We start from the raw sequence: 22,375 nt of genomic DNA, 5'->3' as shown, positions 1-22,375 counted from the left end.
ATCAACGCCTCACTTCAATTGAATTTGCGTGGGCAGTCAGGCCTTCCGCCTTTGCGAGCCGGATAATATCTTCCTGGGCTGCTTTCATTGCTTCCTCCGTGTAATAAATGAAACTGGATTTTTTGATAAAGCTGTCTACGGAAAGCGGAGAGAAAAATCTTGCCGTACCGCTTGTCGGAAGGACATGATTCGGGCCGGCGTAATAATCGCCAAGGGGCTCAGGCGAAAAATTCCCTAAAAAGACGGAACCCGCGTTATCGATCTTTCCGATGTATTCCATCGGATTCGCCGCGCAGATTTCCAAATGCTCGGGCGCCAGTTCGTTCGCAAACGCAACCGCTTCATCCACATCCCGGCATTGAATTACCGCACCGAAGCGGTCAAGGGACTGGCGAATGATCTCCTTGCGCGAAAGGTGCTCTAATTGCTCGTATATCTGCGCGACGGTCTGCTCCGCAATTTTTTCCGAAGGAGTCAGCAGGATTGCGGACGCAAGCACGTCATGCTCCGCCTGTGACATCAGATCGGCCGCCAGGAATTTCGGATTAGCGGTTTCGTCGGCAATAATTAAAATTTCACTCGGCCCGGCGATCATATCAATATCGACCGTTCCGTACAACTGCTTCTTCGCGGTCGCAACATAAATATTTCCCGGGCCAACAATTTTATCAACCTTCGGGATGCTTTCCGTTCCGAAAGCGAGGGCGGCAACCGCCTGCGCGCCCCCAACCAAAAAGACCCGGTCAACCCCCGCGGTAAGCGCCGCCGCCATAATTTCCGGATTCGGCTTCCCGTCTTTGCCCGGAGGCGTAACCATAACGATTTCGTCCACGCCCGCAATTTTTGCTGGAATCGCGTTCATAAGCACCGAAGAAGGGTAGGCCGCCGTGCCGCCCGGCACGTAAATCCCAACCTTTGCAAGGCCCCGGATCCGCTGTCCCATAATTACGCCGTCGGAACGGGTATTCATCCAGCTTTGCTGCTTCTGGCGCATATGAAAATCGCGGATGTTATCCGCGGCATTCTGGAGGGCGTTTAAAAATGCAGGCTCACAGCGGTCTGCCAACGCCTTGATTTCATCCCGACGGATTTCCATTTTATCAGGGATTCTGCCGTCAAATTTCTTTGTATAAGCAAGGAGTGCCTTATCGCCGTCCGTCCGGACATTTTCTATAATTTCCGCTACGGCGGCTTCCACCTGCTTATTTGTTTCCTCGCTGCGCAGTTTTAATTGCCGGATAAAGTCAATGCCAATGCTTCCGCCTTCTTTTACAACCCGAATCACAGCTTTCCCTCCTTTGCCCTATCCATTTTCTCCGCAAGATCCTCAATTTCGGCTTTCCGAAGCTTCAGACTTGCCGCATTCACAATCAGCCTTGCGGAAACATCGCAGATGGTTTCAATGACTTCCAGACCGTTTTCCTTTAGCGTAGAACCAGTTTCCACGATATCGACAATTGCGTCAGACAGTCCAAGCAGGGGGGCAAGCTCCACGGAGCCTTCGATTTTAATAATCCGCACATCCATTCCTTTGCTTTCAAAGAAATTCCTTGCCACATTGGGATATTTCGACGCAATGGTCTTAGCGGAATATCCTCCAAAAAAATCCGTACCCTTTGGGCCGGCAAGCGCAAACTTGCATTTTCCAAAGCCAAGGTCAAGCACTTCGTAAAAGCTGTTTCCCATTTCCAGAATGGTGTCTTTTCCGACGATGCCCAAATCGCAAACGCCGTGTTCGACGTAAGTAATCACATCCGCCGCCTTTGCAAGCACAACCTCAAACTGATGGCCGCCAACCGGCAGGATCAGCTTCCGGCCTTTATTTTTTAATGCGGTACAGTCAAAGCCGATTTTCTCGAACAGCGCAACTGTGTCTTTTTCCAACCTGCCCTTTGTCAAGGCAATTCTAAGTGGCTTCATAATTTTCTCCATCCTGTGCGATCGCGATTGATTCCATCGTATTTCCAATACAGTCCACACGTTTTATTCCGCAGATTTTTGCGTATTCCAATGCTTTTGACCGTTCCTCAAAAATACTGTTTTCACATTTCAAACCTTTTTGAACAAGTTCGGAAGCATATTGTAAAGCCTGAATCTCGAAGCCAGTCTCCCCATGCACAAGGACATCCGCGGGTAAAACTTTTTCGGCTTTGCCACTTCCCAGCAGGATTTTCGAAATGGCGTCTACATTGATCGCAAAACCAATGGCCGGCATCGGCGTATCAAACCGTTTCAGCAGCTCGTCATAGCGTCCGCCAAGCAGTACAGCGTCCCCGCATTCTTCCACATAAGCGCTGAAAACAATATTTGTGTAATAATCGTTTCTTTGAACCAAGCCCAAGTCCACAATGATCTTGTCCCCAAGCCCGAACTGGATTAAAGCGCGGTATAAATCATGCAAATAGGTAAGCGTATTCGCGGATTTTTCATCTAAACAGAAGGAAGCGGCGCGGTCAAAAACTTCTTCACCGCCGAACAGGCGCGGTAGCGACCGCATCGCCGTAACCTGCCTGGAAGGCGCCAAACCGTCTAGAATTGTATTGAGCGCCGCATAATTCTTTGATTCAATCGCCTGGCGGATGTCCTCCCGTTGATCTTCAGAAATGGGAAGCTGCTCCGCCAAAGCCCGGAAAAAACCGGCGTGGCCCAATTCAAAACGGAAATTCGGTACGCACCGGTTCAATGCTTCAACCGCCGTAACAATGACTTCCAGATCGACACGCATTCCCTGCGCGCCAAGCATTTCAATCCCAGTTTGTACGGTTTCATCGCTGCGCCCGGTCAAAGCCGTATTATTCCGGTAAATCGGCTGTGTATAAAAGAGCCGTATCGGTTTCGGAAGATTTTGCAGTCTTGTTGCCACAAGCCGGGCAATAGGAAGAGTTGAGTCAGGGCGCATTACAACAAGCCTGCCCCGTTTATCCGACATTTTATACATGACTTCCTGTCCGATCCCCGAAAATTCAGGGTCAAACACGTCGTAGAATTCCAACCCCGGAGTTACCACTTCGTTAAATCCGCGGGCCGAAAAAACATCGGTAAGCGTTTTTTCAACATGGCGTCTTACCAGACATTCTTCAAAAAGCAGGTCCCTCGTCCCTTCGGGAGTTATTTTGTTATACTTTTTCATTGCGTCACCCCCATGCTCCAGGATTATTCGCTTTAGCGTGCTAATATAATAGCATACTAAAACGCATATGTCAACTAGAATAATGTCATTTGGCTGCTTTGCGGCAGGCCGGCAAGTGTTCCGGCTTCTTCCAGCGTTTCGATCACCGATTTGGAAACCTTGGAGCGTGCCTGCAGATCGTCAATCGATATGTACGGGCCCTGCTCCCGCGCTGCGGCTAAGCTGTTTGCCGCAGCTTCTCCAACGCCGCTGAGAGAGGAGAACGGAAGGCGTATTTTTCCGTCTTCCACCAAAAATTTCTTGGCGTCTGATTTGTAAAGGTCAACCGGCAGCACTTCAATCCCGCGCGCGAGCATTTCATTGATAATCTGAAAGGTAGAATATGCAGCTTCTTCCTTCGCGCTGGCCTCTTTCCCCTTCATTTTGATTTCATTCATACGGCGCCGCACGGCATCCCTGCCCTTCATAACCGTTGCCCCATCGAAATCTTCCCCGCGAACAGTAAAGTAGGCGGCATAGTATTCGACCGGCCTGTGTACCTTGTACCAACCGAGACGTAAGGTGGAAATCATGTATGCGGCGGCATGGGCTTTCGGGAACATATACTTTATTTTCATACACGAATCAATGTACCACTGCGGCACACCATGATCCTTCATTGCTTTTATATGCTCTTCCGTAAGGAGCTTCGTAGCTTTTCCCTTTCGGGTAATTTCCATGATCTTGAACGCCATTTTCGGTTCTAGGCCCTTATGCAACAAATAAGTCATAATGCTGTCACGTGTACCGATTACTTCCGAAATGGTGCAGGTCTTGTTCTTAATCAATTCCTGCGCGTTGCCCAGCCAGACATCCGTACCATGGGACAAACCAGATACCTGAAGCAAATCGGAAAAGGTTTTCGGCTGGGAATCAATCAGCATCTGGCGCACAAAGCTTGTACCGACTTCCGGCAACGAGAATGTGCCGGTCTGGGAATCGATATCATCCGGCTCAACCCCGAGCTCTTTGGTCGACGTGAAGAGGGACATTACCTTGGGGTCGCTCATGGATACCTCCATGACCGGGATGCCGGTGTAATCTTCAAGGTAACGGTAGATCGACGGAACATCGTGCCCGAGTTCGTCCAGCTTGCAGATCGTATCGTGAATGGAATGGAAGTCAAAATGCGTTGTAATATTGTCGGAATTCTGATCGTTTGCCGGATGCTGAACCGGGCAGAAATCGTAAATTTCCATTCCTTTCGGTACGACAACCATACCGCCCGGATGCTGGCCGGTGGTCCGTTTAATGCCGGTGCAGCCTTTCGCCAGCCGCTGCTCTTCCGCGCGGTGCATGACGATTCCTCTTTCCTCCGCATATTTCTTTACAAATCCAATAGCGGTCTTGTCCGCAACCGTAGCAATCGTACCGGCTTTAAAAACATTATCCTTTCCAAACAGGGTCTCCGTATAGCGGTGCGCGCTTGTCTGGTATTCGCCGGAAAAGTTCAGGTCAATATCCGGCGTTTTGTCGCCGTCGAACCCAAGGAAGGTTTCAAATGGAATCATGTGCCCGTCGCGGTTATAATCTGTTCCGCAAACAGGGCATTTTTTCGGCGGCAGGTCGAATCCGCTTCCATAGCTGCCATCCGTAATAAATTCGCTGTGCTTGCATTTCGGGCAGACATAATGCGGCTCCAGCGGATTGACTTCCGATATGCCAGACATATTCGCAACAAAGGAGGAACCAACGGAACCACGCGAGCCAACCAAATAGCCGTGTGCCACCGAGTCGGCAACCAGCTTCTGTGCGGTCATATACAAAATAGAAAATCCGTGCTTTGTAATTGAGTCCAGCTCACGTTCAAGGCGTTTTTTCACGATATCCGGTAATGGATCACCGTAAATCTCTTTCGCTCTTGTCCAGGTAATGGTGGTAAGCTGTTCCTCCGCGCCCTCAATGAATGGCGGGAAGGTGCCCTCCGGAATCGGGCGGACTTCCTCGATCATATCGGCAATCAGATTGGTATTCGTTACGACTACCTCATAAGCTTTTTCCTTGCCCAGATAGGCGAATTCCTCCAGCATTTCCGCCGTTGTGCGCAAGTAAAGCGGAGGCTGCATATCCGTATCCTTGAAGCCCTGTCCCGCCAACAGAATTTTTCGGTAATCGCCGTCCTTCGGATCCATAAAATGCACATCGCAGGTAGCAACCACCGGCTTGTTCAGCGTTTCTCCCAGTTTAATAATCGTGCGGTTGAACTCCTTAAGCTTTTCTTCATCCGATACTAAGCCATCCCGCACCATGAACTGGTTGTTTGCAAGCGGCTGTATTTCAAGGTAATCGTAAAAGCTAGCAATTTCGCAAAGGGTTTCCCAAGGCTGGGCATTGAACACAGCCCTGTAAAGTTCACTAGCTTCACACGCGCTTCCAATAATCAGCCCTTCCCGGAGCTTTACCAGTTCGCTCTTTGGAATCCGCGGTTTTTTATAAAAATAATCCAGATGCGCCTTGGAAATCAGCTTATACAGATTTTTCAGCCCTGTCTTATTTTTAACCAGAATAATCTGATGATACGATTGCATTTTTTTCGGGTCGCCGCCCGCCAGCGACGTATTGATATCATCGACCGTTTGGGCAGACGTGTCCTCTTTCAGACGCTCCAATAGGGCGCTGAAAATTTCCCCCAGCACGGTAGCGTCGTCGCTTGCGCGGTGGTGGTTAAACGGAGCGAGTTTTAAATACTTTGCAACCGTATCCAGTTTGCAGTTTTTTATGCCTGTCAGCATGGAACGACACATTGGTACCGTATCGATATAAGTATACGGAAATTCCATTCCGTTCCGCTGCGCCGCAATCCGGATGAACGACGTATCGAAATCGGCGTTATGCGCCACTAAAACCGCGTCTTTTCCGCAGAAATCATAGAAAGCCTGAATTGCTTCTTTTTCTAGAGGCGCGTCCTTTACCATTTCGTCCGTGATGCCGGTCAATTCCGTTATTTTAGCAGGAATCGGTATCTGCGGGTTGACAAAGGTGTCAAAGCTTTCTATAATTTCTCCATTTTTCACCCTGACCGCGCCAATTTCGGTAATCCGCTCTTTGTTGGGGCTTAAACCGGTTGTCTCTATATCAAACGCTATAAATTCATCGTTAAGGGATTTGGAAGATTTCCCTTTTACGGCTTGTACCAGATCGTTGACAAAATAAGCCTCCACGCCGTAAATCACTTTAATATGGATATCTTTCTTTTTCAGTTCTTCAACCGTATTCATCGCTTCGGGGAATGCCTGTGCAACACCGTGGTCGGTAATCGCGATGGCGCTGTGTCCCCATTCTGCTGCGCGCTTAATGATATCGCTGGCGGAGTTTACTGCATCCATGGTGGACATATTGGTATGCAGGTGCAACTCCACCCGTTTCACATTCGCTTTGTCTACCACTTTTACCTGCTGAACCGTACGAATACATTTCGTGCGAAGCACGATTTCATGGTCGTATTTATCGTATTCAATTTCACCGTGCGCAATGATTGACATGCCGTTTTCCAGTGTGTCAATCGGTTTGCACTGGGGAACCATTTCGATAATTTTCAGGGTCATTGAGCCGGTGTAATCCGTTATATTGATCGTGATAATTTTTCTCTGCCCGTCCCGCGTGATCTTTTCGTCCTTTTGAAAAATCTCTCCCCAAATCGTTACCGTGCCAATATCAGGCGAAATCCGATTAATCGGGATGGGCTTTGCTTTTACCGAACGCCCATATAAATCACGGGCGCTTTCCGGAATAATGGTGGGAAGCAGCGTTTCTCCGGAACGAACCTGAATCGTTTTCGGCGGGTTTACACGGTTCAAGTTTGACTCGTACGTTTCCATCTGTTCCACGATAGCTTCCCGCTGGATCTTTTCCTGCTGCTTCCGCTTTTTTTCTATATAGACCGGATGCTGGCTGTCGAGCGAAAGCAAGCCGTCAAACTCGACGGTTAAACCGATACCGAATTCTTGCTGAATCAGCTTCGCGAGCAACCGGTCAACGCGGCGCGCAAGAAGCAGATCGCCGCCTCCATGCGTCAAGGAAACAATCAGCTTTCCGTTTTCCAAGCGCGCGGTAGAGTCCGTAAGAATGCCGTTCACGCTTGCTTCACGGCGCTTCAGTTCTAATACCAGGCTGGGATAATAGTCGACGCAGAAGCATTCCGAAGGAAAGGATGGAAAGATACGCACCTTGGCAAGCTTTAGTGCTTTACAGGCAACCATTCGTTTTTCCACGTCATAAAGCACGCGGCGCTCCACCAAAGATGGAAACGCCACGTCCGCAGTAATGATTCTTTTGTTCGTATCAATTTGCAGCGACGAAATATTCCCGTCATATACGGGGGAAGGAAGTCGTGCGGTTTCTATGTATTCGCTAAAAAATTCGCCAAATGTTTTCAATGGGATTCACCCTCTACATCTTTTCAATCTCCTGCATTAAGCAGTCTAATAATTCCCTTTCCGGAACCTTTCGGATAATTTGTCCCTTTTTGAAGAGCAGGCCTTCCCCGTTCCCGCCGGCAATCCCAATGTCGGCTTCGCGAGCTTCGCCCGGGCCGTTGACCGCACAGCCCATAACAGCAACCTTAATCGGCTTTTTACAGCCTTTCAAGCGCCGCTCAACTTCATCCGCAAGTCGAATTAAATTAATACGAGTTCTTCCGCAGGTAGGACAGGATATAAACTGAATGCCTTCCCGCCTTAAATTCAGAGCTCTTAAAATATCAAACCCGGCGGCAACCTCTTTAACGGGATCGGCTGTAAGCGATACACGGATGGTATCACCGATTCCGCGCTGCAAAAGCGAACCGATTCCAATCGCGGACTTTATCAGCCCCATGTGTTCCGTTCCCGCTTCGGTTACACCGAGATGCAGCGGATAGTCGCACTTTTCCGCTGCGATTTCGTATGCTCTGATCGTTGTGTCCACATCCGACGATTTCATTGAAATAACGATATCCTGAAAATCAAATTTTTCAAGCAGGGACGCGTGATATAAGGCGCTTTCCGCCAATGCCTGGGGCGTGGGGCTGCCGTATTTCGCAAGGATTTCTTTCTCCAGCGAACCGGAATTCACGCCGATGCGTATCGGTATATTTCTTCTTCTGCAAGCGTCGGCAACTGCTTTCACATGTTCGTCCGAGCCAATATTTCCCGGGTTAATCCGGATTTTATCAATGCCGGCGGCAACCGCCTCCAGCGCGAGCCGGTAATCGAAATGGATATCAGCAACCAACGGTACTTTGACAACGTTTTTGATTGCCGGAATCAGCGCGATGGCTTCCATATTCGGTAATGCGATACGTATGATGTCGCAGCCGGCTTCCGCAAGCTTCACCGCCTGCCTTACACTACCATCTATATCCGTGGAAGGTACGTTCAGCATTGACTGTACGGAAATTTGGGAACCGCCGCCGATCGGCAGTCCTCCCACGTAAATTTTTCTAGTTTTCTTCATTATGCTCCCAGCCCCTTGCCGGTTACCAGCCGAACGATATCATTAAACGTAATAAGGACCATTAACCCTATCAGTAAACAGAAACCAGCCGTATTGACCAAGCCTTCGTACTTTGGATTCAGCGGCTTGCGGCGGATTGCTTCCACAAGCAGAAAAAGGAGCCTGCCGCCATCCAAAGCCGGAAGTGGAAGTAAATTCACAACGCCAAGGTTTACTGTAATCAGCATCATCATCATGATGATATTATTCAGGGCTGCGACAAAGCTTTGCTTCAAACCGATTGAAGCAGCCTGCCCGATCATGCTTGCCGCACCGACTGGCCCCGCAACATCTTGCATTCCGAATCTTCCGGTAACCATTCCTACCAGGCTGAACCAGACCATTCGAACGGTGGATACCGTATCCTCAACCGATTTTTGCAGGAGGGTAATTGGATTTTTTTGAATGGGAGCGACATAAAAGTCCGCTACAAGAACCTTTTTCCCATTAATGTCTTTTGTTTTTAACTTGACATTATCAAAAGTCAGCAGTTTCCCGTTTCTTATGACCTGGATATCCGTTTTTTGCGGGTTCATGATGGATAACGCAAAGCTCAAGTCACGGTCACTATTGATTTTGTAACCGTCAATACTGGCGAACTTGTCACCAACCTGCAGCCCCGCAGCTTGAAAGCCGGAAGGCTCCGGAAACTTTGCAATTGTCGTAGAGGAAAAAGCAGGCTGCTGCACCAGAAGAACCATCATCAGGATAATGCCGAGAAGGATATTCATAACCGCACCCATTGCGACAACCAAAATCCGTTTCCAAACGGGCCGGTTATTAAACGCATGTTCGTCGTTGCTTTCCCCGTCTTCCCCTTCCATAGCGCAAAAGCCGCCGATTGGGAATGCACGCAGGGAATACAACGTTTCCTCTTTCTGAAAATGAAATAGCTTTGGTCCCATACCAATTGCAAACTCATTCACCCGAATTCCGGACAGTTTTGCTGTAAAGAAATGGCCGAATTCGTGAATAAAGATAATGAAACCGAAAAGCAATACCGCGATAACGATTAATAATACCTGTATAATACGATCACCTCATCATTTGCCAGATGCTTTTAGAACATATTCTCTGGCATACGTGTCTGCATTTTCTATTTCGTCAACGGAAGAAACCAACCGGACATCCGGTTGATTTTCCACCGCCTGAGCGACCAGTTCACCAATCTGAAGGAAGGAGATCCGGCGATTTAAAAACAGTTTAACCGCTACTTCGTTTGCCCCGTTCGCCACCGCGGGAGCAAGCCCGCCGCGCTCGATTGCTTTTCGGCAGGCGGCAAGGCAGGTAAAGGTCTCCAAATCCGGTTTATAAAAGGTCAACTTACCATAATCGGTCAAATCCAATTGCCCGACCGGAGAGGGGAAGCGCTGCGGCCATGTAACGGCATACTGGATCGGGATGCGCATATCGGGCAGGCCAAGCTGCGCAATCACAGAATTGTCTTCGTATTCGATCATAGAATGCACGATGCTTTCGCGGTGCACAACAACGGAAATTTTCGAAGCCGGCATGTCGAACAGCCAGGACGCTTCTATAATTTCCAGTCCTTTGTTCATCATAGTGGCAGAATCGATCGTAACCTTTGCGCCCATATTCCAGTTCGGATGTTTCAAAGCCTGCTGGGGTGTAACATCCCGTAATTCTTCTTTGGTCTTTCCAAAAAATGGCCCGCCGGAAGCGGTAAGAAGTAGGCGTTTCAATGCTTTCTTCTCCGGACAGCCCTGCAGGCATTGAAAAATCGCGGAATGTTCGCTGTCCACGGGTAAAATCCGGACAAACTTTTCTTTCGCTGCTTTCATAACCAGCGAGCCACCGGCCACAAGGGTTTCCTTATTTGCCAAAGCGACGTCTTTTCCCGCAGCAATCGCGGCAAGAGTCGGCTTTAAACCCACCATGCCGACAACCGCATTTACAATCAGATCCGCGCCGGAAAAAGCCGCGGCTTCGCAAAGGCCTTCCATTCCTCCAACAACGCGAACCGAAGTATCCGCCACCGCAATTTTCAGCTTTTTCGCAGCATCTATATCAAAAACCGCAACAAGCTCCGGCTTGAATTCACGAATTTGATCCTCCAGCAGCGCAATATTCGAATTTGCCGCCAGCGCACAAACACGAAGGTTCAACCCCCGAACAACATCCAGCGTCTGCGTGCCGATCGAGCCTGTTGAACCTAGAATCGATAAACATCTTTTCATTATTATTCACCATTTTGCAATTTTATTGCATCGCCGCCGTAAATTAATGGATAACAATCGGCATAAAATGAACGAACAGATACACAAACGGCGCTTCGAAAATCACACTATCGAAGCGGTCCAGAATTCCGCCATGGCCCGGAATCAGTTCGCCGAAATCCTTAATATGGCAGCTCCTTTTTATCAGCGAAAAACTGAGGTCTCCCAATATGGACATAATCGTCCCGAAAAATCCGATTAAAAACAGCGATAAATAGGAAACATTCACACTATAAGCATAATACACCACATGAAAAATGTAGCCGAAAACGATCATCGCAACAATGTTTAATAGAAAACCGCCAATGACCCCTTCCACCGTTTTTTTCGGGCTGATATTCGGGCAGAGCTTATGCTTTCCAAAGCGGCTCCCCGCAAAATAAGCTCCCGTATCTGCAATCCATGCGGAAAAAATCGCAATAATCACATAGAACATGCCATGTTTTCCGCCAACCGTACGCAAACTGATAATCGTCTGCAAAGCGGTCGGGATCATCAAGGACATGCTGTAGATAACGCCAACCTCACGAAACGTTATAAATTGATGGTAGAGGATCAGGGCGCTAAAAATCACAACGGTATATAGAAAATAAAATCCTTGCTGCAAAACCCCAAGATGCATATGCGGTTCGGCAACAAGCTGCAACAACGGCACCGCCGCAGAAAAAAGAAGGCTTGGGATAACCAGAACATGTTTCTTCAATAATCCCAAGGCGGCTATAATTTCGTAAACCGCCAACACGGAAATGAGGGAAATTGCAACATTCAAAGCTGCCGGGCAAGTATTGTTAAATATCACGATTGCTGCTAAAAAGATAATAAGTGAGACTCCCGAAGCAACTCTTTGTTTCAATTAAACCCCTCCAAATCGCCTGTCGCGGTTTGCATATTCTTTAAGCGCGCGATCCAAATCCTTTGTTTTGAAATCCGGCCACAAAATATCCATAATGACATATTCGGAATAGGCGGACTGCCACAGTAAAAAATTCGAAATACGGTTCTCCCCGCTCGGGCGGATAATCAAATCCGGATCCGGCTGCCCGCCTGTGTACAGTTTTTGGGCTATGGAGTTTTCATCAATCTCTTCCGGTGATAATTTGCCATTTTTCACGTCTTCCGCTAACAATTTCATCGCACGCGCAATTTCCGCGCGTCCACCGTAATTCATGGCAATATTTAACACCATACCGGTATGATCCGCCGAAACGGCTTCCGTTTCGGCAAATAATTTCTGAAGCTCCGGTGAAAAAACTGTAGTATCCCCAATAAAGCGCACTTTTATATTTTCATTTAAAAAGTCGCGCAAAGCTTCTTCTAAATACTGCTTAAACAACTTCATCAGACCAAGAATTTCTTCCTGCGGCCTTTTCCAGTTTTCCGTTGAAAAAGCGTAAATCGTCAGGTACTGTATCCCGATGGAGCTACAGTATCGTGTGATTGTTTTAAAAACAGCCGCGCCAGCCGAATGGCCAACAGAACGCGGCAAGCCGCGTTTTTTGGCCCAGCGACCGTTCCCGTCCATAATGATGCCGACATGGCGCGGCAAACGATACTCTTTCATTTTTAATGATCCTATATTTCTAAAATTTCCTTTTGCTTTTTCTCAAACACGCTGTCGACCTGTTTGCAGTATTTATCGGTTAAGTCCTGCGTTTTCTTCTCGGCCTGTTTTAATTCGTCTTCCGTAAGCTCCGAATTTTTCTTCATCCCTTTGAGCTTTTCCAACGCGTCGCGGCGGATATTCCGGATGGTAATTTTTCGCTCCTCTGCCATTTTACTGATATCCTTAACCAAATCACGGCGTCTTTCCTCAGTAAGCGGAGGGAAGGTAATTCGAATAATCTTACCGTCACACTGCGGATTGATGCCGATATCCGAAGTTTGAATCGCTTTTTCAATTGCTTGGCAAACAGAAACATCCCAAGGCTGGATTGTTAAAATTCTTGCTTCGCTCACAGATACCGCGGCAAGCTGGTTAATTGCAGTCGGAGTGCCGTAATAATCGACTTTGATTTTATCCAGAACTGCCGGGTTCGCCCTTCCAGCCCGGATTGATGCAAATTCATCCGATAACGTGTTAACACATTTCTTCATGCGTTCCTCTGCATTTGCCAATACTTCTTTCATAACGAATCCTCCTCTACAATTGTGCCGATCGGTTCTCCGCATACTGCCTTTACGATATTTTCAGGCTCGTTGATGCTGAATACCAGAATCGGAATGTTGTTATCTTTGCATAATGAAGCAGCCGTGCTATCCATTACCTGAAGGTTCTTATTCAGTACTTCCATAAAGGATAACGAATCATATTTCACGGCATTTGGATTTTTCTTAGGATCACAGTCATAAACGCCATCCACCATGGTCGCTTTCATAATTATGTCGGCGTCAATCTCAGCGGCCCGAAGCGCCGCCGCCGTGTCCGTCGAAAAGAACGGGTTTCCCGTACCGCATCCAAATACAACCACTCTTCCCTTTTCAAGGTGACGGACGGCACGGTTGCGGATATACGGTTCCGCAATCTGCTGCATAGCAATCGCGGTCTGAACGCGAACCTGCATCCCAAGCTGCTCCAATGCGTCGGCAACGCCAAGCGCATTGATCGTAGTTGCGAGCATACCCATATGGTCCGCGCGTGTTCTGTCCATCTTTCCGCTGCTGCGGCCGCGCCAGAAATTGCCTCCGCCAACTACAATCGCGATTTGAACGCCCATATCCGCACATTTCTTGATCGGTTCACAGATCTTTAAAACCGTATCAAAATCAATCCCGTGCGTTTCATTTCCGGCGAGGGATTCGCCGCTCAGCTTCAAGAGCACTCTTTTATATTTAGGTTTCAAACAGAACACCCCTATTATCTTTTTATATTATTCTACAATAAGCATTGTATAAAGTAAAGGCTTTCATAACTAAATATAGTTATTATTGTCAAGTTTTATAATTTCGAAACATTTCGCCCGGCAGGATAACCGACGAGGGCAAAAAAACAGCGCAGGATGTATCCCTGCGCCATTTATAAAAGCGATTTTTATTTAACCATGCTGGCAATTTCCTCAGCAAAATTATCTTCACGCTTTTCAATACCCTCGCCTTTTTCAAAGCGCACATAATCGACGATCGCAATTTTACCGCCCAGCTCTTTTGCAGTTGCATCCGTATACTGCTGAACGGAAAGGTTCCCGTCTTTGACATAAGTCTGATCCACAAGGCAAACTTCCTTGAAGAACTTGCCAAGTCTGCCGTTAACAATTTTTTCAGCAATTGCGGCCGGTTTGCCGTCGTTGACAATCTGCTCCTTCAAAATTGCTTTCTCGTGCTCAACCACTTCAGCCGGTACGGCTTGTTGATTCAGATACTGAGGATTAATTGCCGCAACCTGCATTGCAATATTTTTGGCATACTCTTTGAATTCTTCTTTTGCGGCAATGTCCGGAGTGGTGTCAAACTTTACCAGAACGCCGATTTTGCCATTGGCATGGATATAAGCGGAAACCACGCCTTCCATACGTTTAAAGCGGCGAATCTTAATATTTTCACCGATTGTAAGGATTTTATCCTTCAGCAAAGCATCGACGGTTTGATCCATACCCTTCGCTTTGCACTGGAGGAGCGCGTCGAGATCGGCAGGATTCTGCTCAATAACGGTATCGGCGCAAATCTTTACAAAATTCTGGAATTCTGCGTTCTTGGCAACGAAGTCGGTCTCTGCGTTCACTTCAATATCAACGCCGACATTGCCTTCTTCGTTTACGGCTGCATAAGCCACGCCTTCAGCGGCAACACGACCGGCTTTCTTCGTTGCGGCCGCAAGACCCTTTTCTCTAAGATAATCGATTGCAGCGTCCATGTTTCCATCAGAAGCTGCAAGCGCTTTTTTACAATCCATCATTCCGCAGCCGGTCTTCTCGCGAAGTGCTGCAACGTCTTTTGCTGTAAAAGCCATGAATATTTCCTCCGCTCTTGTATATTCTAAAGTAATTATTCCGCTGCTTCTTCTACTGCTTCGTCTTCTTTTTCTTCTTCTGCCGCAGCGGCGCCCATCTGGCCTTCTTTGCCTTCAACAACCGCATTCGCCATTGTCGCGGAAATCAATTTAACGGCACGAATTGCGTCATCGTTGCCGGGAATAACATAGTCGATTTCATCCGGATCGCAGTTGGTATCCACAATTGCGACAATCGGGATGCCAAGCTTCTTTGCTTCAGCTACGGCAATTCTCTCTTTGCGCGGGTCAACAATGAAGAGCGCGCCGGGAAGTTGTTTCATTTCTTTTATGCCGCCCAGGAACTTCTCGAGTTTATCAATTTCCAAGCGAAGCTTAATAACTTCCTTCTTCGGGAGAAGATCAAAGGTTCCGTCTTCTTCCATTGCTTTCAGCTGGTTCAAACGGTCGATTCTGCGGCGGATGGTACGGAAGTTTGTTAACATACCGCCGAGCCAACGAGCGTTAACATAATAAGCACCTGCACGTTCCGCTTCCTCTTTTACGGAATCCTGCGCCTGCTTTTTCGTACCTACAAACAGTACGGATTTGCCTTCCATCGAAAGGTCGCGTACAAAATTATAGGCTTCTTCCAGCTTCTTAACGGTTTTCTGAAGATCAATAATGTAAATGCCGTTGCGCTCTGTAAAAATATACGGAGCCATTTTCGGGTTCCACCTTCTGGTCTGGTGACCGAAGTGGACGCCTGCTTCCAAAAGTTGTTTCATTGATACGACTGACATAATTTTTCCTCCTTGGTTTTTCCGCCGCTCTACTTGATCAGACGCAACACCCCTAAGGGCACCAAATCGTCATAGTAAAGCGTGAGTTTTTTATCGTGCCGACTATTATACCATAAACGGGAAAGAATTTCAAGTTTTTTAATTATTTCCAAAGAATCCACCGAATCCGCGCGATCGTTTTCTCGCATGACAACAATTATTATAGCACACTAATATAGTATCGTCACCAATAACCTGTATATCCTGCCATTTAATAATAATATCGTCCTCCCTTCCCAAAAGGCCGAAGCAGCGCAGGCGGCCGTAAATTACAATTGCAACCACGCGCGCGTCCGCCGTATCTATTTCCACATCACAAACACATCCTATCCGCGTTCCATCCTTTATATTAATGACTTCTTTGTGGCGCATATCAATCAGTCTGCAATTCACGCTCCCACCTCCACTACAGTTATATGCCCGACTTTGTTATATAATTAATTAATTGATTAACCCTATCAGAAATGGTAGAATAGAGTAAAATTAATAAAATCAGGGGGTAAAAAGCTAATCATGAATATCTGGCATAACATTTCACCCAAAAGAATTCACGCTGATGATTTTTGCGCTGTAATTGAAATTCCAAAAGGCTGCAAAATCAAATACGAACTGGACAAAGAAACCGGTTTGCTCCTAATGGATCGAGTTCTTTACACATCCACCCACTATCCTGCTAACTACGGCTTTATACCGCGTACCTACGCAAGCGATAAGGATCCGCTAGACGTTTTGATCCTCTCCTCTGAGGATATCCAGTCTTTGTCACTAGTTCGGTGTTATGCGATCGGCGTAATCATTATGACGGACAATGGGATGAAGGATGAAAAAATCATCGCCATTCCCTTTAATGATCCAAACTACAACAGTTATCACGATATTAACGAACTTCCGAAACATATATTTGATGAAATGACACACTTTTTCTCCGTTTACAAACAGTTGGAAGGAAAAGTCACCGCGATTGACGAGATGAAAGGATCAGAGGATGCAAAGGAGATTATTCAGACTTGCATTGACAATTATCTAAATAAGTTTTGTAAATAGCGATAGATTTCAAAAGCCGCTGTCATATATCACAGCGGCTTTATTCTATCTTTAGGACTTAAATAAATATAACGTCCCGCCCATTTGGCCCATCGCGCCTGTCTTTCCGGAGTTGCCACCGGAGTTGTATTCGCTCGCGTCAATTTTGACCGCATTTTCCTTTACATAGGAAGCAATCTCATCATTTTGCCTGCCCTCTCCGGATAGGAGGAAATACGTGATCTTTCCTTCTGACACAAGGTTTTTCAGTTTCTCCTGCGTTAAGGAATTATCCGTTCCTAAAAATCCGCCATAGGCATAGCAGGGAAGCCCCGTATCGATTATGTACTGCGCAACGGTTGCAGAACGCTGGGCCGTAATAAGAAAACTCCCTGCCTTATAATTTTTGAGCAGGTACTGCTCCAGACCGGATACTGCGTTTTGGGGCTCCTTCTGCGTACCGAACGCGCCTCCCCGGCCGACCTTCCCGCTTTGGATCAGCTCCGGCCCGGCATAAGGCATGGTGGCATTCGGAGAACCCATTACGGGGGTCAGCGCCCAGTAAGCCGGGGCAACGAGGGACGAAAGCACAAGCAGCGTGGCTGCAAGCAGGAGAACCCCCTGTTTCGTCTTAACGCAGAACACCACTAGAAGAAGAATTCCGATCCCGGCTGCACCTGCAATAACGGGGAGCATCCACGCTACCAGCTCCGAATACCAGAATACGCATACGATTTGCAGCCCGATATTGGCAAGGAAAGCGATCAGGAGCAGTACCGGCCGCAAATAGTCCGATTTCTTTTCCTTGCGCTCTTTAAAGCCCTTATACATTTCAAAAATGCCGATTCCGCATAATACCGCAATCGCCGGTGCAAGCATACACAGGTAATAGCGGTGATAGAACCCGGCAAAGCTAAAGAAAACAGCCATGACAACAAGCCAGAGCGTCCAGAAAACCAACGCTCCCTGCTGCATACTCCTTTTCTTTCGCAGGCACAAAGGAATACTGCAAAGCGCAAAGAGCAGGAACCAGGAACCCTGGCCGTACAGATTCGACGACCAGAGCCGTAGTGGCGAGGCGTTTCCAATTTCCGAACCGCCGCCTCCGATCACGCCGCCATTCGGGTTATCCGCACGGCGCCCATCGTCCCGGTTCCTTTTCGCAAATCCATCTGTACCGTTACCGTCCTGACTGTCCGGCATACCATTCCCGTCCGGTTTTCCCGGCATATTATCTCCGGGTGTATTACTTCCGTCCGGAATTTTGGGTGCGTTGGTTCCATCCCCGGAAGGCGGTGTACCGACATTCCCTATTCCTTTTCCGCCGCCCATGCCTTGCCCAAACATCCGTTCTGTTCCATTGTGTCCTATTACCAGTTCAAGCATGGAATTGTTGCTGGTGCTGTCCACATAGGGACGGTTTTCGGAGGGATAGAATTCGACAACCAAAACCCACGCAAAAGACACGCCAAGCAGAATGACCATGCTGAGGATGCCCGCAAGGAACCGCCTGCCGAGTTTTTCTTTCGCATAAATCAGATAGGTAAGCGCAATTGCGGGCAGAATCATGTACGCCTGTAACATTTTAATATTAAAGCCAAGCCCGATAAAGACAGCCGTTGCAAAAAGATACCGCCATTTCCCTTTTTCAATCGAACGGAATAAAAACCATACGGATACAAGCAGGACGAAGACAAGCTGCATATCCATCGTATTATTCCGCGCCACAACCACCACAGCCGGAGTGAAAGCAAAGAAAAGGGAGGAAATCAGTCCCGCGGGTTTTCCGAAATACTTGGCGGTCAAAATATAGATTAGAATGCAGGACGCAGTTCCCGCTAAAGCCTGCGGAAGCATCATCGCCCAACCGTGGTAGCCGAAAATAAGTACAAAAATTGCCTGAACCCACAAACCGAGCGGGGGCTTGTCAACCGATACCATTCCGGCCGGGTCAAATGATACGAAAAAGAAATTTTTAAGGCTCTGCGTCATACTTTTAACGCAGGCCGCGTAATATTCGTTTCCGGTTCCATTATTGGATATGGCATAAAAATTCAAGCCGAAAGAGAGCACTGAAATTAAAAACAGCGCAATGAAATATTTGTTTTTCCGAACAAAAACAAAAAATCGCTGCATAGACAAGCCTCCTAAAATCTAATACAGCGATTATAATGATTCATTGTGATAACAAAGTGATAAAAAAATGACCATTATATGTCTTTTTTAATTTTGTCCAAAGCGGCTTTTTCAAGCCGGGAAACCTGCGCTTGGCTGATACCGATTTCCGAAGCAACCTCCATTTGCGTTTTCCCCTGAAAAAAGCGCATGGACAGAATACGCTTTTCCCTGCTGTTCAAATCCCGGATGGCTTCCTTGAGCGCGATTTCATCAAGCCAGTTGGAATCATCATTATTATCCCCCACCTGATCCATTACGTAAATTGTATCGCCGCCGTCCGAGAAAACCGGCTCGTAAAGGGAAACCGGTTCGGCAATGGATTCAAGCGCCAAAACGACATCCTCCCGGGGCAAGTCCAGTTCCTTTGCAATTTCTTCAATGGTCGGCTCCCGGTTGTTCTGTGCCGTCATCCTTTCCTTCGCCTGCATGGCCTTATAGGCCGTATCGCGCAAAGAGCGGCTGACACGAATGGAATTATTATCCCGCAGATAACGCCGGATTTCACCGATGATCATGGGAACGCCATATGTGCTGAAACGGACGCCCTGGCTGATATCAAAATGGTCGATCGCTTTAATCAGGCCGATGCAGCCAACCTGGAAAAGGTCATCCAGGTTTTCCCCTCTGTTCGTAAAACGCTGAATTACGCTTAACACAAGGCGCAGGTTTCCGTTGATTAAGTCCTCGCGCGCTTTTGTATCGCCTTCTTTTACACGGCGTAGCAGCTCCATCTTTTCCTTTTCGGTAAGAACCTTGAGCTTAGAGGTGTTTACCCCGCAGATTTCAACTTTGTTGTACTGCATGCCGTCCCCTCATTCCATGTAAAACTTACTATCATTATTACCATGGGTAGGGTGATTCATGCGAAGGAAAAATTAAAAATATTCGGACACCTATTTGCTTTTCCCCGTATTCCCAGTATATACTATTTATAATGAATTTTCGCAATTATTTTATAGTGTAAGAAGGGCGGAGAAATGAAGATACAATTACCGCCACAGGTTGAAAAAGCAATCGAAATATTGGTGCGCGCCGGCTTTGAGGCCTACATAGTCGGTGGCTGCGTGCGCGACACCATAATGGGCAAGAAGCCTTTTGACTGGGATGTTACGACTTCCGCAAGGCCGGAGGAAATAAAGAAGGCTTTTACAAATTATAAATGTATTGAAACCGGAATAAAGCACGGAACCTTAACCGTGCAAATTGACCATATGCCAATTGAGGTTACCGCCTATCGGATAGATGGCGAATATACCGACAGCCGCCACCCTAACAGTATCCGCTTTACGCGGAATCTGAAAGAGGATTTGGCGCGCAGGGATTTTACCATGAACGCGTTGGCTTATAATCCCGCAAACGGACTGGTCGACTGTTTCAAAGGGCTGGAAGATATACGGCACCGGCGAATCTGCTGCGTAGGCAATCCAGACCTTCGATTTCAGGAGGACGGTCTGCGGATTTTACGCGCGCTGCGTTTTTCTTCCGTCCTAGGTTTTGAAATTGAAAGAGAAACATCGGAAAGCATCCGAAGAAATCGCGGTCGTCTCCGCCTGATTTCGGCCGAACGGATCCATACGGAATTCACCAAGCTCATTTGTGGCTGCGGAGCCGAAGGAATTCTAAGGGATTTTCGCATAGCCATCGAACAGTTTCTCCCCGAAATTGAACCCTTGCCCACATTGCACAACAGCTGTGGCCAGAATATTTGGGAGCACACTCTGAAAGCCATCAGCGCCGTGGAAGCAGCGCCCATACTGCGCCTGACAATGCTTCTTCATGAGATCAGCAAAACAGAGCATGAATATCCCGATTTGAAGGGTGCCGAAATGGTAGAACAGGCGCTAAAAAGACTCCGATACGACGGAGGGACTGTCCGTACTGTATCGGAGCTGGTAAAGCAGCGGAATCTTCCGCTGCCTTCTGAACAAAAACAGATTTTAAGGTATTTGAACCAACTTGGAGCCGATCATTTCCGGCTGCTGCTAAAAGTAAAAGAGGCGGATGCGAAAGCACGGCTCCCGGTTGATAGCAAAGCGCTGGAAAAATTGGCGGAAACGGAAAAAATTCTGGACGACATTCTGAAATCCGGCCTTTGCTATTCCATAAAGGGGCTTGCCGTCAACGGTGTGGATTTGATGAAGCTGGGCATTCCCAAGGGCGCCGAGATCGGCAAAACGCTTTCTTTTCTTCTGAACGCCGTAATGGACGGAAAATGCCCGAACCAAAATTCGGAGTTGATAAAATATATGATTCAACAAAAGGAAGGAATCTGCAATGGAAACGGTTGAACATACTTTACCGCCGATTTACGACGTAGATTCCCGCGTTTTGATTTTGGGCACCATGCCGTCGCCCAAATCCCGCGAGGCGGGTTTTTATTACTCCCATCCACAAAACCGTTTCTGGCGCGTAGTTTCCGACCTGCTGTCCCAGGAACTTCCGGTAACAAATGAGGAAAAAACCGATTTCCTGCTTCGGAACCATATTGCGCTTTGGGACGTTCTGAAAAGCTGTACCATTACCGGCGCGGACGACAACAGCATACAGAACCCTGTACCGAACGACATTGGCGATTTCCTGAGAAAAAACGGAATAAGCACCGTATTTACAACTGGCGCAAAAGCAGCTTCCTTGTACCATCGCTTCTGCGAGAAAAACACCGGAATTCCTTCTATCCCCCTGCCTTCTACAAGTCCGGCCAACTGCCGGTATTACAATTATGAACGCTTAAAAGAGGCCTACAGCATAATCCTCCCCTATTTAAAAGCTAACTGACCCGCTCCAAATCCTTCTTCAGCCGTTCAATGATGCGCTTTTCCAGGCGCGATATGTAGGATTGGGAAATTCCAAGGGTATCGGCGACTTCCTTCTGCGTATGCTCCTTGGTATTATTTAAACCAAAGCGAAGCTGCATAATCTCCCGCTCACGCGGAGCAAGATGTGCGACTGCATCCAGCAGCAGATCCCGTTCCACCTCCTGCTCAATATTGCGATTGACCGTATCCTGCTCACTACCTAAAATATCGGAAAGCAAAAGCTCGTTCCCATCCCAGTCGACATTTAGCGGGTCATCGATCGACACCTCGTTTTTAAGCTGGGAACTTTTGCGCAGGTACATCAGAATTTCGTTTTCAATACAGCGGGAAGCGTATGTAGCAAGCTTGATGTTCCGTTCAGGGCAAAAAGTGTTTACGGCCTTAATCAGGCCGATGGTCCCGATGGAAATCAAATCTTCGACTCCGGCGCTACTTGATTCGAATTTTTTTGCGATATAAACAACCAGCCTGAGATTATGGGTGATGAGCGGTTCCCGCGCATTCGGAATATTATTCAGAATATTCTGCATCACCTTCTCCTCTTCTTTCTTGGTCAGCGGCGGAGGAAGCGTTTCGGGCCCGTTGATATAGTGAATATGCCCGTTCAGACCCAGCCGAAGCCATATTTGTGACAGCTTATTTCCCAATTCCCGTATCAAATTATTCATTCCCATTTTCATCTGTCCCTTTTGCCGCTGCCGCCGCGGCGGATAAAT

Annotated in this window: 20 protein-coding genes; 3 read left to right on the top strand and 17 right to left on the bottom strand. The window is 47.6% G+C overall.

What is annotated here, in order from left to right; all coding sequences use genetic code 11:
• Position 1 precedes the first annotated feature (1 nt).
• From hisD to CAGA_RS06800, 14 genes are all read right to left on the bottom strand, one after another.
• Positions 2 to 1,285 (bottom strand): histidinol dehydrogenase, encoded by a 1,284-nt coding sequence (gene hisD / locus CAGA_RS06865; protein ID WP_135659168.1) that lies wholly within the window; start codon positions 1,283 to 1,285, stop codon positions 2 to 4.
• Complete coding sequence (gene hisG / locus CAGA_RS06860; protein ID WP_207669561.1) at positions 1,282 to 1,920, bottom strand: ATP phosphoribosyltransferase; 639 nt, start codon at positions 1,918 to 1,920, stop codon at positions 1,282 to 1,284. The genes hisD and hisG overlap by 4 nt, the downstream gene beginning before the upstream one ends.
• Positions 1,907 to 3,130 (bottom strand): ATP phosphoribosyltransferase regulatory subunit, encoded by a 1,224-nt coding sequence (hisZ, locus tag CAGA_RS06855; protein ID WP_135659166.1) that lies wholly within the window; start codon positions 3,128 to 3,130, stop codon positions 1,907 to 1,909. The genes hisG and hisZ overlap by 14 nt, the downstream gene beginning before the upstream one ends.
• 74 nt (positions 3,131 to 3,204) lie before the next feature.
• Positions 3,205 to 7,545, bottom strand: coding sequence for a PolC-type DNA polymerase III (locus tag CAGA_RS06850; RefSeq protein WP_135659164.1), 4,341 nt, complete (start codon positions 7,543 to 7,545; stop codon positions 3,205 to 3,207).
• Between the two features lie 13 nt (positions 7,546 to 7,558).
• Positions 7,559 to 8,602, bottom strand: coding sequence for a flavodoxin-dependent (E)-4-hydroxy-3-methylbut-2-enyl-diphosphate synthase (ispG, locus tag CAGA_RS06845; protein ID WP_135659162.1), 1,044 nt, complete (start codon positions 8,600 to 8,602; stop codon positions 7,559 to 7,561).
• Positions 8,602 to 9,639 carry a M50 family metallopeptidase gene (locus CAGA_RS06840; RefSeq protein ID WP_243112972.1) on the bottom strand — a complete coding sequence of 346 codons (1,038 nt, stop codon included), beginning with the start codon at positions 9,637 to 9,639 and terminating at the stop codon, positions 8,602 to 8,604. Before CAGA_RS06840 ends, ispG begins: the two co-directional genes overlap by 1 nt.
• 45 nt (positions 9,640 to 9,684) lie before the next feature.
• Complete coding sequence (locus tag CAGA_RS06835) at positions 9,685 to 10,839, bottom strand: 1-deoxy-D-xylulose-5-phosphate reductoisomerase (protein WP_135659158.1); 1,155 nt, start codon at positions 10,837 to 10,839, stop codon at positions 9,685 to 9,687.
• A 43-nt stretch (positions 10,840 to 10,882) separates the two neighbouring features.
• A complete protein-coding gene (locus CAGA_RS06830; RefSeq protein WP_135659156.1) occupies positions 10,883 to 11,731 on the bottom strand; it encodes a phosphatidate cytidylyltransferase in 849 nt (282 codons plus the stop codon).
• Positions 11,732 to 12,439 carry an isoprenyl transferase gene (locus CAGA_RS06825; RefSeq protein ID WP_135659154.1) on the bottom strand — a complete coding sequence of 236 codons (708 nt, stop codon included), beginning with the start codon at positions 12,437 to 12,439 and terminating at the stop codon, positions 11,732 to 11,734. It lies immediately after the preceding gene.
• An 11-nt stretch (positions 12,440 to 12,450) separates the two neighbouring features.
• Positions 12,451 to 13,005, bottom strand: a complete 555-nt coding sequence (gene frr / locus CAGA_RS06820) for a ribosome recycling factor (protein WP_135659152.1) — start codon at positions 13,003 to 13,005, stop codon at positions 12,451 to 12,453.
• Positions 13,002 to 13,718 carry a UMP kinase gene (gene pyrH / locus CAGA_RS06815; RefSeq protein WP_135659150.1) on the bottom strand — a complete coding sequence of 239 codons (717 nt, stop codon included), beginning with the start codon at positions 13,716 to 13,718 and terminating at the stop codon, positions 13,002 to 13,004. Before pyrH ends, frr begins: the two co-directional genes overlap by 4 nt.
• A gap of 188 nt (positions 13,719 to 13,906) precedes the next feature.
• Positions 13,907 to 14,821 carry a translation elongation factor Ts gene (tsf, locus tag CAGA_RS06810; RefSeq protein WP_135659148.1) on the bottom strand — a complete coding sequence of 305 codons (915 nt, stop codon included), beginning with the start codon at positions 14,819 to 14,821 and terminating at the stop codon, positions 13,907 to 13,909.
• A gap of 35 nt (positions 14,822 to 14,856) precedes the next feature.
• Positions 14,857 to 15,603, bottom strand: coding sequence for a 30S ribosomal protein S2 (gene rpsB / locus CAGA_RS06805; RefSeq protein WP_135659146.1), 747 nt, complete (start codon positions 15,601 to 15,603; stop codon positions 14,857 to 14,859).
• A gap of 138 nt (positions 15,604 to 15,741) precedes the next feature.
• Positions 15,742 to 16,035, bottom strand: a complete 294-nt coding sequence (locus CAGA_RS06800; RefSeq protein WP_243112971.1) for a YlmC/YmxH family sporulation protein — start codon at positions 16,033 to 16,035, stop codon at positions 15,742 to 15,744.
• Positions 16,036 to 16,155: 120 nt separating this feature from the next.
• Here CAGA_RS06800 and CAGA_RS06795 point away from each other — a divergent pair, with 120 nt between their 5' ends.
• Positions 16,156 to 16,686 (top strand): inorganic diphosphatase, encoded by a 531-nt coding sequence (locus tag CAGA_RS06795; RefSeq protein ID WP_135659144.1) that lies wholly within the window; start codon positions 16,156 to 16,158, stop codon positions 16,684 to 16,686.
• A gap of 51 nt (positions 16,687 to 16,737) precedes the next feature.
• Here CAGA_RS06795 and CAGA_RS06790 read toward each other — a convergent pair whose 3' ends face one another.
• Together CAGA_RS06790 and sigG are read right to left on the bottom strand one after the other, a co-directional pair.
• Entirely contained in the window at positions 16,738 to 18,801 is a 2,064-nt protein-coding gene (locus CAGA_RS06790) for an ArnT family glycosyltransferase (protein ID WP_135659142.1), read from the bottom strand.
• Positions 18,802 to 18,875: 74 nt separating this feature from the next.
• On the bottom strand, positions 18,876 to 19,646 hold the full coding sequence (sigG, locus tag CAGA_RS06785; protein WP_135659140.1) for an RNA polymerase sporulation sigma factor SigG: 771 nt from the start codon (positions 19,644 to 19,646) through the stop codon (positions 18,876 to 18,878).
• 174 nt (positions 19,647 to 19,820) lie between these two features.
• Here sigG and CAGA_RS06780 point away from each other — a divergent pair, with 174 nt between their 5' ends.
• Both CAGA_RS06780 and CAGA_RS06775 read left to right on the top strand, forming a co-directional pair.
• The gene (locus tag CAGA_RS06780; protein WP_135659138.1) at positions 19,821 to 21,131 is read left to right on the top strand and encodes a CCA tRNA nucleotidyltransferase; all 1,311 of its coding nucleotides are present in this window, start codon (positions 19,821 to 19,823) and stop codon (positions 21,129 to 21,131) included.
• Positions 21,118 to 21,618 carry a DNA-deoxyinosine glycosylase gene (locus tag CAGA_RS06775; protein WP_135659136.1) on the top strand — a complete coding sequence of 167 codons (501 nt, stop codon included), beginning with the start codon at positions 21,118 to 21,120 and terminating at the stop codon, positions 21,616 to 21,618. Before CAGA_RS06780 ends, CAGA_RS06775 begins: the two co-directional genes overlap by 14 nt.
• On the opposite strand, the gene sigE is transcribed toward CAGA_RS06775, so the two are convergent.
• The gene (gene sigE, locus CAGA_RS06770) at positions 21,611 to 22,339 is read right to left on the bottom strand and encodes an RNA polymerase sporulation sigma factor SigE (RefSeq protein WP_207669560.1); all 729 of its coding nucleotides are present in this window, start codon (positions 22,337 to 22,339) and stop codon (positions 21,611 to 21,613) included. The genes CAGA_RS06775 and sigE overlap by 8 nt on opposite strands.
• Positions 22,340 to 22,375 lie beyond the last annotated feature (36 nt).

The organism is Caproiciproducens galactitolivorans, from assembly GCF_004768785.1.
Lineage (GTDB): Bacteria > Bacillota > Clostridia > Oscillospirales > Acutalibacteraceae > Caproiciproducens > Caproiciproducens galactitolivorans.
The sequence above is the reverse complement of the archived record's forward strand: the minus strand, read 5'-3'. Positions and strand labels throughout refer to the sequence as shown.

Coding starts and splice junctions, on each gene's coding strand:
- hisG (WP_207669561.1), bottom strand. CDS start 1,920: ATGAAGCCACTTAGAATTGCCTTGACAAAGGGCAGGTTGGAAAAAGAC.
- hisZ (WP_135659166.1), bottom strand. CDS start 3,130: ATGAAAAAGTATAACAAAATAACTCCCGAAGGGACGAGGGACCTGCTT.
- ispG (WP_135659162.1), bottom strand. CDS start 8,602: ATGAAGAAAACTAGAAAAATTTACGTGGGAGGACTGCCGATCGGCGGC.
- CAGA_RS06835 (WP_135659158.1), bottom strand. CDS start 10,839: ATGAAAAGATGTTTATCGATTCTAGGTTCAACAGGCTCGATCGGCACG.
- CAGA_RS06825 (WP_135659154.1), bottom strand. CDS start 12,439: ATGAAAGAGTATCGTTTGCCGCGCCATGTCGGCATCATTATGGACGGG.
- frr (WP_135659152.1), bottom strand. CDS start 13,005: ATGAAAGAAGTATTGGCAAATGCAGAGGAACGCATGAAGAAATGTGTT.
- tsf (WP_135659148.1), bottom strand. CDS start 14,821: ATGGCTTTTACAGCAAAAGACGTTGCAGCACTTCGCGAGAAGACCGGC.
- rpsB (WP_135659146.1), bottom strand. CDS start 15,603: ATGTCAGTCGTATCAATGAAACAACTTTTGGAAGCAGGCGTCCACTTC.
- CAGA_RS06795 (WP_135659144.1), top strand. CDS start 16,156: ATGAATATCTGGCATAACATTTCACCCAAAAGAATTCACGCTGATGAT.
- CAGA_RS06790 (WP_135659142.1), bottom strand. CDS start 18,801: ATGCAGCGATTTTTTGTTTTTGTTCGGAAAAACAAATATTTCATTGCG.
- sigG (WP_135659140.1), bottom strand. CDS start 19,646: ATGCAGTACAACAAAGTTGAAATCTGCGGGGTAAACACCTCTAAGCTC.
- CAGA_RS06780 (WP_135659138.1), top strand. CDS start 19,821: ATGAAGATACAATTACCGCCACAGGTTGAAAAAGCAATCGAAATATTG.
- CAGA_RS06775 (WP_135659136.1), top strand. CDS start 21,118: ATGGAAACGGTTGAACATACTTTACCGCCGATTTACGACGTAGATTCC.
- sigE (WP_207669560.1), bottom strand. CDS start 22,339: ATGAAAATGGGAATGAATAATTTGATACGGGAATTGGGAAATAAGCTG.